The sequence below is a fragment of the Bifidobacterium asteroides genome, assembly GCF_003202755.1.
GTDB classification, from domain to species: Bacteria; Actinomycetota; Actinomycetes; order Actinomycetales; family Bifidobacteriaceae; genus Bombiscardovia; species Bombiscardovia asteroides_F.
Map to the genome: position 1 here is coordinate 198,112 of NZ_QGLK01000005.1, position 13,227 is coordinate 211,338.

General features: G+C 57.8%; 11 protein-coding genes and 1 tRNA gene. 2 read left to right on the top strand and 10 right to left on the bottom strand.

Translation table 11 applies throughout. From position 1 onward, the window contains the following. Nucleotides 1-43: 43 nt before the first annotated feature. Nucleotides 44-805: a biotin--[acetyl-CoA-carboxylase] ligase gene (locus tag DKK74_RS07190; RefSeq protein WP_110413438.1), complete on the bottom strand. Its 762-nt coding sequence runs from the start codon at nucleotides 803-805 to the stop codon at nucleotides 44-46. Between the two features lie 522 nt (nucleotides 806-1,327). Between DKK74_RS07190 and DKK74_RS08690 the strand changes: the two genes are divergently transcribed. Both DKK74_RS08690 and DKK74_RS07210 read left to right on the top strand, forming a co-directional pair. Beyond that, complete coding sequence (locus tag DKK74_RS08690; protein WP_146210558.1) at nucleotides 1,328-3,220, top strand: DUF6020 family protein; 1,893 nt, start codon at nucleotides 1,328-1,330, stop codon at nucleotides 3,218-3,220. Next, nucleotides 3,217-4,449 carry a PucR family transcriptional regulator gene (locus DKK74_RS07210; protein WP_110413442.1) on the top strand — a complete coding sequence of 411 codons (1,233 nt, stop codon included), beginning with the start codon at nucleotides 3,217-3,219 and terminating at the stop codon, nucleotides 4,447-4,449. Before DKK74_RS08690 ends, DKK74_RS07210 begins: the two co-directional genes overlap by 4 nt. A 503-nt stretch (nucleotides 4,450-4,952) precedes the next feature. On the opposite strand, the gene DKK74_RS07215 is transcribed toward DKK74_RS07210, so the two are convergent. The 9 genes from DKK74_RS07215 to DKK74_RS07255 all read right to left on the bottom strand — a co-directional run bounded on the left by DKK74_RS07215 (nucleotide 4,953) and on the right by DKK74_RS07255 (nucleotide 13,199). Next, entirely contained in the window at nucleotides 4,953-6,215 is a 1,263-nt protein-coding gene (locus DKK74_RS07215; RefSeq protein ID WP_110413443.1) for an MFS transporter, read from the bottom strand. Further along, the gene (locus tag DKK74_RS07220) at nucleotides 6,212-8,422 is read right to left on the bottom strand and encodes a glycoside hydrolase family 3 protein (RefSeq protein ID WP_258334490.1); all 2,211 of its coding nucleotides are present in this window, start codon (nucleotides 8,420-8,422) and stop codon (nucleotides 6,212-6,214) included. The genes DKK74_RS07215 and DKK74_RS07220 overlap by 4 nt, the downstream gene beginning before the upstream one ends. A 177-nt stretch (nucleotides 8,423-8,599) precedes the next feature. Next, the gene (locus tag DKK74_RS07225; protein ID WP_181414955.1) at nucleotides 8,600-9,253 is read right to left on the bottom strand and encodes a TetR/AcrR family transcriptional regulator; all 654 of its coding nucleotides are present in this window, start codon (nucleotides 9,251-9,253) and stop codon (nucleotides 8,600-8,602) included. A 102-nt stretch (nucleotides 9,254-9,355) separates the two neighbouring features. Further along, nucleotides 9,356-10,045: a 50S ribosomal protein L1 gene (gene rplA, locus DKK74_RS07230; RefSeq protein WP_015022450.1), complete on the bottom strand. Its 690-nt coding sequence runs from the start codon at nucleotides 10,043-10,045 to the stop codon at nucleotides 9,356-9,358. Between the two features lie 64 nt (nucleotides 10,046-10,109). Further along, nucleotides 10,110-10,541, bottom strand: coding sequence for a 50S ribosomal protein L11 (rplK, locus tag DKK74_RS07235; RefSeq protein ID WP_015022451.1), 432 nt, complete (start codon nucleotides 10,539-10,541; stop codon nucleotides 10,110-10,112). A 138-nt stretch (nucleotides 10,542-10,679) separates the two neighbouring features. Continuing rightward, nucleotides 10,680-11,495, bottom strand: coding sequence for a transcription termination/antitermination protein NusG (nusG, locus tag DKK74_RS07240; RefSeq protein ID WP_110413445.1), 816 nt, complete (start codon nucleotides 11,493-11,495; stop codon nucleotides 10,680-10,682). A 30-nt stretch (nucleotides 11,496-11,525) separates the two neighbouring features. Further along, complete coding sequence (secE, locus tag DKK74_RS07245; protein WP_046323894.1) at nucleotides 11,526-11,750, bottom strand: preprotein translocase subunit SecE; 225 nt, start codon at nucleotides 11,748-11,750, stop codon at nucleotides 11,526-11,528. 44 nt (nucleotides 11,751-11,794) lie between these two features. After that, nucleotides 11,795-11,870 (bottom strand) — tRNA-Trp (locus DKK74_RS07250). Between the two features lie 120 nt (nucleotides 11,871-11,990). Further along, on the bottom strand, nucleotides 11,991-13,199 hold the full coding sequence (locus DKK74_RS07255; protein ID WP_181414979.1) for a pyridoxal phosphate-dependent aminotransferase: 1,209 nt from the start codon (nucleotides 13,197-13,199) through the stop codon (nucleotides 11,991-11,993). Nucleotides 13,200-13,227 lie beyond the last annotated feature (28 nt).

The following is a 13,227-nucleotide window of genomic DNA, read 5'->3' on the forward strand; positions in this document are numbered from 1 at the left end:
CAAGGGTGATTGGACTGACGGAAAGTATGAACAGGGTGGGACTTTAGGCCCCCACAGCGGCCACTTCAGGCAGGACGCCAACGTCTGCCGTAGATACGTCAACCTGATCGCCATCCGACAGCTGCACCCGCAAGGAGGCATCCGGGTTGATCTCCAGAGCACGGCCCTCCACGGGCTCACCGGCCACGGGGACGACCCTGACCCGCTTACCCAGCGTCCAGCTGAGCGCGGCAATCCGCGAGCGCAGCCCCTGGGGCCCGTTCAAGGTCCTGTCCAGCGACCCGTCAAGGCCAAGGGGGGCCATCTCCCCACTCAGGTGCCAGCTGATGGCGTCGACCAGGTCGTTGCGAAGAGACTGGTAGTCGGGCAGGTCCCGGTAATGGAACTGCAGGGATGTGGACTCCGCAATAGGCAGCGCCTCCCGGGGCAGGAACAGGTTGATGCCGATGCCGACAACCAAGGCCGACCAGTCCCGATCCACCCGGACCAGCTCGCAGAGAATGCCCCCCAGCTTGGCCCCGCGGCAAAACAGATCATTGGGCCATTTGAGAGTCAGGACCCTGTCAGGGTCGCCACCGTCAGCCAGCGGGCAACCGTGGTACCCAAGCACGTCCTGCAGGCCTTCCAGAGCAGCCAGCCCCGCCACCATGGGCATCCATCCGCCAAAGGGTCCAGCCAGCAGTCCAGTGGGCAGCGGCAGGGCCCAGGTGGCCAGCAGGGAGCATCGGGCCTGATTGACCCAGGTTCGGGCAAGACGACCGCGGCACCGGGACTGCGCATCGGCAACCGCTACGCTCAGCGGCATGGTGCTCCCCCCGGCGCCCGGCCATCGCCGAATACCTTTACTTGCGACTCTTCCCTCGTACCGTGTAGTCGTAGAAACACCCTGACGGGCGTTTTTTCGAGGCGTATCTTCGGCTTTTCCCCTTGTGCCAGAGGCCAGTCCCTTCACGGTCTCCGTGCTCGTTGTCGATTCACCGCCCCCAAACAGCCGCTCGACCCGGTCGCGCGCATCCGAATACGTCGAGGCTTCCAGAGCATGAGCCACGAGCGTATTGGTCGAATCGACGGTGTCGAGCACCACGATCGAGGAGAGTACGCCACTGTCCAGCGATGCCGAAGGCTGCCACTTGATATTCTGATGAGGCACGCGTTCCACTATACGGCACAAGGGGTCAGCCCCGGTAGCGAACCACCCACAAAAGCGACGGCCGGTTTTTGTATCTTTTCACAGGAGACCCTTGGATAGCTCAGAGCGCATCCTCGGATGGGCACTGGATAAAATAGGGAAGCCGTACACCAGGCATGACCCGCGAAAGGGGTTCTTTTGAGCGCAGACAGCGGACGGGCGCAAGCGAGAGAGGCGGGCGAACAACCTGTGCAGACATCTGCCTTGCAGACCGGGAGGCCTGGATCTCGTGCATCCCGGACCGTCGGCCTGGTCCTGGCTTTGCTGGCCTGCCTCTGGATTGCCTTCTGCACTGGACTGGGCCCCATCTACCGTCAGCAGGGTTCGCTGACACAGGTGGGCCTGCCCCAGGTGCTGATCATGCTGGGAACCCTGGTCCTCTGCCTGGCACTGGTCCTGGTCTGCCGCCGGATTCTGCTGGGTTGCGAACCCCTTCGGATGCCGCAACGGCTGACCGCCCTGGCGCAGCGCCCACGGATGCGTACCTACGCGGCCTTCATCACCAGACAAACCAGTGGCTGGCGACCCATCATGCGTCTGCTCCTGCTGGGCTGGGCCTGGGCCTTTTTTACCCTGCTGGCCGCCTACGGGGCCGACCTGTATGCACAGGCCCAGGAATGCGCCAACTTCCTGACTCAGCTGCAGGGCGATCAGCTCCCCTACGGCGGCAATGCCTTCACCCAGATGGACGTCTATCCCATCGGTCATTACCTGTGGCCGGGTCACCCGGCCTTCCTGACCGACCAGCACAACATAGTGCTGACCCTGTTTTACGGGATGACCATCATGGCCTCCAACCATCTGACCGGATCCTATGACGCGGGCATCGTGCTCCTAGCGGGGCTGCAGGTGATCTTCGCAGCCTTCTGCTGCGCCGTCACTGCCGACCGCTTCCTGCGTGGCAGTAAAACCGAACATTTCGGGGCCCTGGCCCGCACCCTGGTCATGATCTTCTTCCTCTTCTCCCCCTTTGTAGTCTTCAGCACCTTCAGCCTGACCAAATCCCCACTCTTCGCCTTCGCCTTCGTCTGGTGGTTCGGCATCTGGCACCAGCTGGAGTCAGCGGACAAGAACTCGCCACTGTACGCCAACCAGGCGGCCCGACTGCGGCCTGCCCTCGCCTTGAGCACCCTGACCATGCTGATCAGCGCCAAGTATGGCCTTTACATCGTCCTGGCCCAGCTGGTTCTGGCCCTGATCATCCACCGTCGCCAGTGGGCCACCATCCTGATAGGTCTCCTGCTGCCCCTGGTCCTGTTCACAGGGGTGACCGGCGCCCTGACGGCCACAGGGACGGTCATCAAGGGTGACCCCGTGGAGAGCCGCAGCATCCAGCTGCAGCAGATCGCCCGGGTGGCCCAGCGCAACCCTCAGGGGATTCCGGCCCAGGCGAGGGCCGACCTTGAGCCCATCATGGACCTGGACAATGCCGCCATCCAGTACACCCCCTGGGAGGCAGACCGGGTCAAGTCCTCGGGCAACCAGCCCAAACTGATCGTCTATCGATGGAGAACCGTCACGCCCGAGCAGCTGTCCCGGTTGAATCGGGCCTGGCTCCAGGTGGGACGGCGCAACCCGATGATCTACCTGGATGCATTCATGGCCGAATCCTACGGGTACTTCGACCCCGGCGACCCTGCCTACGTGGCCATGTCCTACTACCTCAACAACGGCTACGTGCAGAACTCGGGCTCCTGGCTGGCGGCCTGGTGCCATGACTGGCGCAATGGGGTGACCGGATTGGTCAGAACCTGGGCAGACACCCCCCTGCTGGGCCTGGTGGCACGGGCCAACTTCTGGGTGGTGGCCGCCCTGCTGCTGATCGTCGCCCGCCTGGCAGCCGGCCACTGGCGCGAGGCCCTGTGCTGGTTCCCCCTCCTGCTGATCATGGGGGTCATGATCACTGCTCCGGCCAACAACTTCGAACGGCACATGCTGCCGGTGGACATGGCAGTGCCCTTCCTGATCCTGGACATGGTCCGGCAGAGTCGCCGTGCCCGCGCCGAAAACCTGATGGACCGGCCGACATGATCGGCAAGTCGAAGCGGTCCAGACCGAAGGACGATGAACCTGCCGAGGCGCAGCAAGCTCACCGGGCACCTACTGCCTCCGATGCCGCCATGGAGCAGATTCTCCTGAAGACACTGGATCATCTGCAGGAGGCGTTGCCCTGGGCCAAGTCCTTGCCCGCTGATGGACGCAGAACCTTGGAGGGGGCCATTCAAACGGCTCTGGACGACCTGCTGTCTCGACTTGACGCACAGGGTACAGAAGACAGTGAAGTCCCCTCCCCTGTACCAGCCGAGCTCTCTCGGAGCCTGGGCCCGCACCGAGCCATGGAGCTGACCCGGGTCATTCTGGACATGCTTGAGCAAGCTGGCCGGACCATGGGAGCCGAAGAGGAACGAGCCACGCTGGTCTACACCCGCCAAGCCGCCACAGCGGCAGCCGAGCTCTACGCCGACCTGGCCGAGGCAAGGAACGGACGCAAGGCAGTAACGGAGTCGAGAATCATTCGGCATCTGATCGAGAAAACGGCAGACACACGGACGGTGGATGATCTGGCCCGTTTAGGCTGGCCGACCGAATTCGACTGCTTCGCTGTCGTTGGCGAGGCCCAGGGCAATGATGACGGGCAGGGCATGGAGAACGCCCGCCAGCCCATACACACTACAGTGGTCCGTCAAGGCGGCAGGGCTCTGGTGGGCGAGAGCGAGGGGCTCACGGTGGTCCTGATCAATCCCGACCGGTCGGGCACCCCAGCCGACTTCTGCGCATCCATCCTGCGATTCTTTACCGATGAGTCAGCTGTCTGTCTAGGACCACTCCGCCATGGGATCTCCGGTGCGGAAGCCTCCATCCGAGCCGCTTTGAGCACGCACGCGGCGGCTCCAGCAGTGGCTGACCCCATCACCGCCGCCCTTCCCAGACCACTGCACGCCGACGACCTGCTGCCCGAACGAGCCCTGAACGGAGACACGGACGCTGCCGACCAGCTCTATCAAGAGGTCTATATGAGCTTGGCCGGACAGGATCCGGACGGGCCCCTGCCGACCACGCTGCTCACCTTTCTGCGCTCGGGCAACTCGCTGGAGGTCACCGCCAAAAAGCTAGGCATCCATCCCAACACCGTGCGCTACCGGCTGAGGCGCTGTGTGGAAGTGACTGGCTGGGATGCTATGGACCCTCGAGAATCCTTCGTCCTTCAGGCGGCCCTGATCATCGGCAGAATCCGCAGGTCGCACCCCGGCGCCGACTGATGACAAATTCGGGCGAAAACATGCAAAAGGGCGAGGGGCCGAAAGGCTACCGTCCTGGAAGTGTAAGGCTAACAGAATCAGAGCATTGCGATGCCTGAGAGAACGCTCTGTCCCATAGTGTTAACAGTGGATTTGACGATGTGCACTCGCTCCTTTCACAGGACATCCATCCGGAAAGATGACCTGTCCAATCATTGCCCCTGACCAAATCTTGCTAACGCAGACATCGAGCCGAACACGCGTCACGGAACTCTGCTAGCGAAAAGAAAGTCACTTATCTACTGCGCAGCAAGCATTCCTGTGCTTCTTTTGCTCTTTTGAATGCATGATTGCTGCGCTAATACTCGTAACCTTTCAGACAAAACATCAAACATACCTAGTGATTAGCAAACAACGCATAGCAACTCAATAAATTTGAATACCAAACAGGAAAAGCCTGCAAAGAAAACCAAAATTATCAATCCTGGCTGACTTTGCAGACTTCGCTATATAACGGCCTGATATTACTTGACCGACTTAATCAGACCCACCAGAATCGCACCTCCTAGCGCACATACTGTTGATGCAGGGAATATCGCCTGATATCCGAAAGCAGAAATTAATGTCGCAGAGAGAACTGGTCCGAGAACCTGACCACCTGTATTAGCCAAATTCAGAATACCTAAGTCCTTCGCAGCAGAATCTGGATTGGGAAGCACTTCAATGTTGAGCGCTTGATCAACTGCATTGTAGGTTCCCATTCCGATGCCACCTATGACACCGTAAGCAATCATCGTCCATGGATGGTTATCAAGGAAGGGGATAAAAGCGCCAACGGCTATGAAAAGAGAAGCGATGACAACAGGCAACTTACGTCGCTGAATCCGATCCGCGATAGGCCCGGCTACGGCTGACATGACGATTGCAGTCACCATCAAACACAGAGAGATCATCGACACAAGCCGAGATGTTTGGCTCGAATCCTGCTTCATATAATCAGTCAGAATGTAAAGCTGATACCCTGATATGGCGAAATTCGCTGAGACGATCAGGAATTTGCCGCACAAGGCCAAGTAGTAATCCCTGGCATGGTGCACAGGAAAGGAAAAATGGTCAATAACCATATGCATGTCGAACCTGGATTTAGGCATATCTAGACTAGACTGCTCACGCATCCCAAGGGCTCCAACCGGTCCGGCAATCAATGTCAGCAAAGCCATAACAATAAAGCCGGCAGTTACTTTATTAAGGAACTGTGCACCAATGATCTGCCCGCCATACAGCCCGATCGAGTATCCAAGGGCATATATGGATGTAATTACGCCTCTATTCCTTGGTGCTGTCATATCAGACAGAATGGCAATTGAAGGTGCAACGATGGCATTCAAGAACAGCTGATAGATGCACCAGGCAAGCACAAGTAAAACAACCGTATTAGCCATATTGACAACTATCAGCATCACAGCACAAGCAATGGAGCCAAAAACTATCCAAGGCGTTCGCCTGCCCCATCGACTCCGAGTCAAGTCTGAAAGAGCACCGAAGACAATATTGGCCAGAGCCGCCACAATCATTGCACTCGTCGAAAGAATGGCAATGACGCTTTCCTTGGAAGATGGAGCTATCACTGCTACTTTCGATGGCAGCAGCACAGCCTGCACACCAAGATAGGGTCCAATCCATAGGAAAGAAACCAAGGCAAGAGCCACTCCTACACGGTAGGGAGGTTTTGGCTGCTCCTCATCAGTGACAGTACCGCTCCAGGCTTTTTTAGCAACTGTGCTCATAGAGTTACCTCAGCATTAGCGCTATCTGGATCGCCCCAGTATAAAGAGGCTTCCAAGCGAATCAATCCATGAGGGGCATCAACTTTGCGTGTATGCGCATTCCAACGACCCAACGCAGTATAGTCAGTATCAACCAAGATCGTCTTGCCCGCATGAGCAGGTACTTGCACAGTCGAGAAGCCCAAAAGTTCACGCTCATCTGCACGGTCACCCTCGGTCTGACTACCGTAAATCTGGACAACACACCAGCCATCCCGGTCGCCGGTATTTTCCACTTCAACTTCGACGCATCCCGTCCCTGCAACCGTGTCAGCCGAACGGCTCGTGATTCTTGCTACCTGCCATGTTGTGTACGAGAGCCCATATCCCAAGGGGAACAATGCTTTCGACCCTTTATGCTGAATGAGACGCTGCCCATAGTAACGGTCATAGGTAATCTCTGTGGCATCAATATTCAAATCAGGCAAGTCATCTTCAGACGCCGGAATCGGATAGGGAAGGTGTCCTGAAGGATTCGCTTTACCAGTGATGATGTCTGCAATTCCGTGCCCGCCTTCCATACCGGAATACCACCCAAGCAGCAGACAAGGAATCTGATCCACCCAGTCCTCCATGAGTACAGCACCAGCGCTGACAACGACCACAACGGTCCTCGGGTTATACCTTGAAACCTGAGCTATAAGATTTACATCATCCTTATGAAGATGCAGATCACGTCTATCACCACCAGTGGTTCCAGTGCCAACGACACTGGCTCCGCTACCCATAGCTTTAAGAACCTCATCACGAATTTTTTCTTCATTCTCATCATGAGGCTCCGGATATAATGCCAACAAATCATCGCGGTCGGCTATAGAACCATCCACGAATTCCCCCTCATCGGCAGCAGTGTATCCCACCACAACCACTGCAGCATCTGCACCTGCTGCACAGGCAGCAACATCCTCATCAGAACCGCCAGAAAGGTAATCAATTTTCTCCTTGCCATAGGCGTCCTGCAGCCCCTGCAGGACTGTCACCACATAGGGTGCATGCACATCGGAAGAACCATGGTCTCCAGTGTTGGCGATATCTGCGAGTCTGCCAAAGACGGCGATCTTCCTCGTCTTTTGCGGAAGGAGCGGCAGAACCGTTTCACCTTCTACCTGATCGTTTTTCAAGAGAACGACAGCTCTGTCTTCAACCTCGCGAGCCAGCTGTGTGTGTGGATCGGAGGCAAGGGTATTCTTAGGCTCATCACTCCAGCGCTGAGCATAGAATCTGAGCTGATTTTCCAATATGCGTACCCCTGAACGCCGGATATCGCCCCAAGAGAGCCTCCCCTCTCTCAAGGCCTGTTGCACTTTTTCATGTCGCTGCTGGGAGAAAGGTTCTTCTATATCAAGACCATGGGTGATTGACGCAATCGGATCGCGTAATCCCCAAATGAAATCCGAAACAGTCAGTCCTTTAAAGTTCCACTCGTCCCGAAGAACTTGGATTAGGTTGTAGCGGTTTTGGCCTCCCCATTCTCCATTTATGGAATTGTAGGAGCTCATGACCGCATAGATGCCATGTTGGGCAACATATTTGAAATGAGGTAGATACACTTCGTTGAAAGTCGCTTCGTCAACACTGACATCAACGCTGAAGCGCGCATTCTCCATTGAATTGCATGCAAAATGCTTCATGCAGGCCATAGCATTATGCTGTACACCCTTGGCCAGAGCGGCCCCCATTCTGCCGAGAATGATTGGTTGATCGGAATAGGTCTCTTGCGCCCTACCCCATGCCGGATGCCTTGGGAGGTTGATACAGACTCCACCGTAAAAGTTGCCGCCTTCTTCACGAACTTCCTCGCCGATCGCTACCCCCACCCGTTCCTCAAGAGCCACATCCCAAGTGGCACCACGTGCCATAGATACGGGAAAGGCTGTGCCCTCCCCACGGACACAGCCGCGCGGACCATCTATGAAGCGGATGCCTGGAATGCCTAATCGGTCATTTTGCCCGTGTACGTAAGGGCGGTAGTTATACCCATCCTTGATAAAACTGAGCATCCCTGGCCAGAATGGGGTATCCCCATCCAGCAGATCAAGACTCTCTTCCTCAGTCAGCTGAGCATAAAGCTTCTTTGCCTCATGTTCCGAATCAGCACCATCCTTGATACGCTCTACCGCTAATTCGAACGGTGTTTTCCTTGCAGTTTCGTCTTTCGTCTGCATCATGACCTCGTCTTCGAAATCGTAATTTTGTGATTGCCTATCATTAACTATGTAGTTAACAATAAGTGCTATCAATATATGATTGTCAGTGTTGTTTGTCAAATCAACTAATTATATAAGTGATATCAGCTTCGAAGCCTTCGCGGCTTCTAACTTCTTGTAGCAATGATCAGTTTGTTCTCATGCGAAGCGTTCTCTAAACGCTTTCCAGGATTCCACCAGATCGAAATGTCCCAAATCCCTCAACCAGCGTATCTGCATCCCATCCATTTCAGAAAGAACGAGTTGGGCTATGCGAGCTGGGTCATCGTACCCATCATGCTTTGCTGCCCTAGCAAAAAGACTGGTAGCCCATCGTTCTCGATTCTGGAAGTAGGCATAGGCTGGATGCTCCGAGTTGAGCGACTCCCCCTGCATGATGGTGTACAGACGTACTATCTCAGGCTGCTTCGAGTTCTTCTGCACAGCAGCCAAGCAGAGATCCCATAGTCCGAATTCTGTAGGATCGGCCCATAGCCGATCCAACCCAACGTGTAACTCCGATGCCATATTGTGCAGGTCAATATCGTCCCTGCGCGATAGTACGGCTACCAGTAGTTTTTCCTTGTTTTTGAAGTGATAAAGAATGGCAGGCTCAGTCAGATTGCAGGCTTCGGCTACTTGACGCACTGTAAAGCCCCAGAAGCCATTCTTTCCTATGATGTGTGTTGCAGCGTCAAGTATTTGTTCCTTGCGTTCCTCGACAGTAAAGCTTGCTTTCTTTGAGCTTTCACTATATTGATAATCACTCGGAAGAGGCACTCCAGTGCTGCTTGTTTTTGAATCCGCGCCCACGAGATTATCTACTCCCCCTACTGTCAATTCACTTTATCGCCATTATAGAAAAGGCGAGAAGCAATCGCGCTTCTCGCCCTCAACTAATTATACGGAAGAAATTCAGAGCACCGCGATGTCCAGAGGAACGCCCGGGCCCATGGTGGTGGTGACGGTGGCCTTGGTGATGTAGCGGCCCTTGACCGTGGCCGGCTTCAGACGCTTGATCTCCTCGTCAACCGCGTGGAAGTTCTCCTCCAGAGCCTGCTGTTCGAAGGAGACCTTGCCCACAGGGAAGCTCAGGTTGCCGTTCTTGTCCACACGGAACTCGATACGTCCAGCCTTGATCTCGGTGACCGCCTTGGCCACATCCATGGTCACGGTGCCGGTCTTGGGGTTGGGCATGAGGCCACGGGGACCCAGCACGCGGCCCAGACGGCCAACCTTGCCCATCATATCGGGGGTGGCCACCACGGCATCGAAGTCCAGGTAGCCGCCGGCGACCTTGGTCACCAGCTCGTCGTCGCCCACCTCGTCGGCTCCGGCCTCGGCGGCTGCAGTCGCCTGAGGGCCACGGGCGAAGACCAGGACGCGCACGGTCTTGCCGGTGCCGTTGGGCAGGCTGACAGTGCCGCGGACCAGCTGGTCGGCCTTGCGGGGATCCACGTTCAGGCGGTAGACGGCCTCCACGGTCTCGTCAAACCCGCGCTTGGGCATGCTCTTGAGCAGGGCGATGCCCTCCTCGGGGGTGTACAGGTTGGTGCGATCGACCTTCTCGGCCGCCTCGCGATACTTCTTGGAACGCTTGGTCATCTGCTTCTCCTATCAGCAGTCGCGGTGCGGGCAAGCGTATGCCCTACCGCTCACAACAAAAATTTCAGTCGGTGACGGTGATGCCCATGGAACGGGCGGTGCCTTCGATGATCTTCATCCCGGCCTCGACGTCACGGGCCGACAGATCCTCCATCTTGGTCTGGGCGATCTCGCGGACCTGGGCCTTGGTGACGGATCCCACCTTGGTGGTCAGCGGGTTGCCGGCACCTTTGGAGACGCCGGCCGCCTTGCGCAGCAAGTCGGCTGCCGGCGGGGTCTTGGTGATGAATGTGAAGGAACGATCCTCGTAGACAGTGATGATGCAGGGAATGACCTGGCCCATCTTGTCCTTGGTGGCATCGTTGTACTGCTTGCAGAAGTCCATGATGTTCACGCCATGGGAACCCAGTGCGGGGCCCAGCGGGGGCGCGGGGTTGGCCTTGCCGGCCTCTATCTGCACCTTGATCAGCGCGGTGACTTTCTTCTTTGCAGCCATATGCTGGTTCTTCTTTCTACGAAGCGGTGATGTCGGAGACCATAGGTCCCCTCCCGCAACCTGTTCTTTCCAAATGCGCTCCACAGGGGAGCACAAGCTTGACGATTATCGCATCGACCGGGGACCGGCCGACGGCGCTCAAACGATCTTTTCGACCTGGTCGAAGCCCAGTTCCACGGGGGTGTCCCTGCCGAAGATGGAGACCAGAACGGTCAGCTTCTGCGTGGTGGGCTCCACATCGGAGACCACGGCAGCCATGGTGGCGAAAGGTCCTTCGGTGACGGTGACCTGATCGCCGACGGCGTAGGAGACCTCCACGGTGCGCTTCTTGGCGGCCTCGGGTTTGTCACCAGCGGCCTTCAGGGCTTCGGAAGCGATCATGGGGGCCATCATCTGGACGACCTCCTTGCGGGTCAGCGGAGCCGGCTCCTTGCTGGGACCGACGAACCCGGTGACGCCCTCGGTGTCGCGGATGATGCGGCGGGCGTTCTCATCTGGCCACATGCGAATCAGCACATAGCCGGGCACACGCACGCGGGTGACGACCTTCTTACCCTTGTCGGTGTGCTTTTCGACCTCCTCCATGGGAATCTCCACCTGGAAGACCTTGTCCTCCAAGCCGAAGGAAGCCACGCGGGACTCCACGTTGGCCTTGACGCGCTTCTCGTAGCCGGAGTAAGTGTGCAGAACGTACCACTTACCCTCGAGTGTGCGCAGCTTCTTGGAGAACTCGTCCACGGCACGCTGACCCGGATCCTCCTGGTCGGTCTGGTCGTCAGAATCGGAAGAATCGACCTGGGTGTCCTCGGCCTGCTCAGCCTGCTCCGGAGAGGTTCCGAGCTGCTGATCCTGGACCTGGGCATCCTCCTGCGCGGGGGCGTCGACGGATGCCGACGGGACCGACTCAGTTGCCTGATCGGGGTCCAGTCCCTCTCTGGTCAGATCATCACTCATGGATCACTCCACCTTCTACCTTGTCACGGCTCAGCCGAATATCAGGAGGGCTAGTTTGCCCAGCCCGAAGTCCATCGCAGTCACGAAGATCATCAGCAGCAACACAAAGATGAAGACGGCCACGGACCAGCCCACCAGTTCCTTGCCCGTGGGGGTCACAACCTTGCGGATCTCATCGATGACCTGCTTGATGAAAAGCCCGATACGCATGAAGAAGTTCGGCTTGGCTTCCTCAGCCCCATCCTTCTGTGCCATGGTCATCCATCCTTCGTTTGTTCTGCATTATCTGCTGCAAGCCTTGGCAGGGAAGGCGGGACTCGAACCCACAACCTACGGTTTTGGAGACCGTTGCGCTACCAATTGCGCCACTTCCCTATCGGAACTTCCCACCAGCCTACTCGACAGGGAGGAAAAACCGCCAAATGGCAAGTCTAGCCTAAAGGATGGATTGCGTCCAACCGTGTTGCCACCATAGCATTTCGCTCAGGAGCCGGATCAGGCGCTGATCCAGTCCCCAAGGCGCCGCATGCCCTCGGCCAGGTCGTCATCGGCCAGCGCATAGGAGAAGCGCAGGCAGCCGGGCGCGCCGAAGGCCTCGCCTGGCACGGCCGCCACCTGGATCTGCTCCAGAATGACCTCGGCCAGCTCACTCGAGGTAGCACAGACCGTACCTTGTGGACCCACTGGCCGATTCAGCAGACCGGACACATCGGCAAAGGCATAGAAGGCACCCAGGGGTTCAGGGCAGGTCACACCCTGCATGGCGTTCAGGGCATCCACGATGGCACGCCGACGCAGGGCGAAGGCCGACCGCATGGCCTCCACGTCCTCCAAACCGCCGGTCAGGGCCGCCAGGGCCGCCTGCTGAGAGACGTTGGCCACGTTGGAAGTCATATGTCCCTGAAGCTTGGCAGCCGTCTTGGCCACCGGCAGGGGGGCAATCAGCCAGCCCACTCGCCAGCCAGTCATGGCATAGGTCTTGGCCACACCGTTGACCACAATCAGCTGATCTCGCACCTGGGGCACCAGAGCGCCCGGATAAGGGGTGTGCGCCCCCTGGTAGGTCAAATGCTCGTAGATCTCGTCGCTGATCACCCAGATCTGGTGCTCCACAGCCCAACGGCCCACGGCTGCCACCAGGTCGTCGTCCCAGACCGTCCCGGTTGGGTTGGCGGGCACGTTGAGAATGATGGCGCGCGTGCGCTCGGTCCGGGCCGCCTCCAGCTGCTCCAGGCTGGGGATATAGCCCTGGTCGGCTCCGCTGAGCACCGGGACCGGCCGGCCGCCAGCCAGCAGAACCATCTGTGGATAACTGGTCCAGTAGGGTGCGGGGATGATGACCTCATCGCCAGGATTCAACAGGATCTGGAAAGTCTCATAGACGGCCTGCTTGCCACCGTTGGTAACCACCACCTGATCCGGGTCGATCTGGTAACCCGAGTCGCGCAGGGTCTTGTCGGCGATGGCCTGCTTAAGTTGGGGCAGACCCGCCGTGGGCGTATAGCGGTGGTTGCGCGGATCCAGGCAGGCGCGGGCCGCCGCCTGCACGATGTGGTCAGGCGTGGGAAAGTTGGGTTCGCCGGCACCAAAGCTGATCACATTCATGCCCTGGGCCTTCATGGCCTTGGCTTTCGAATCCACGGCCAGAGTGGCACTGGGGGCCACCGCATCTATGCGTCTGCTCAGGGTCTGCCATTGCGCCATAGTCATGCTTTCATGCTACCGCCCGCCA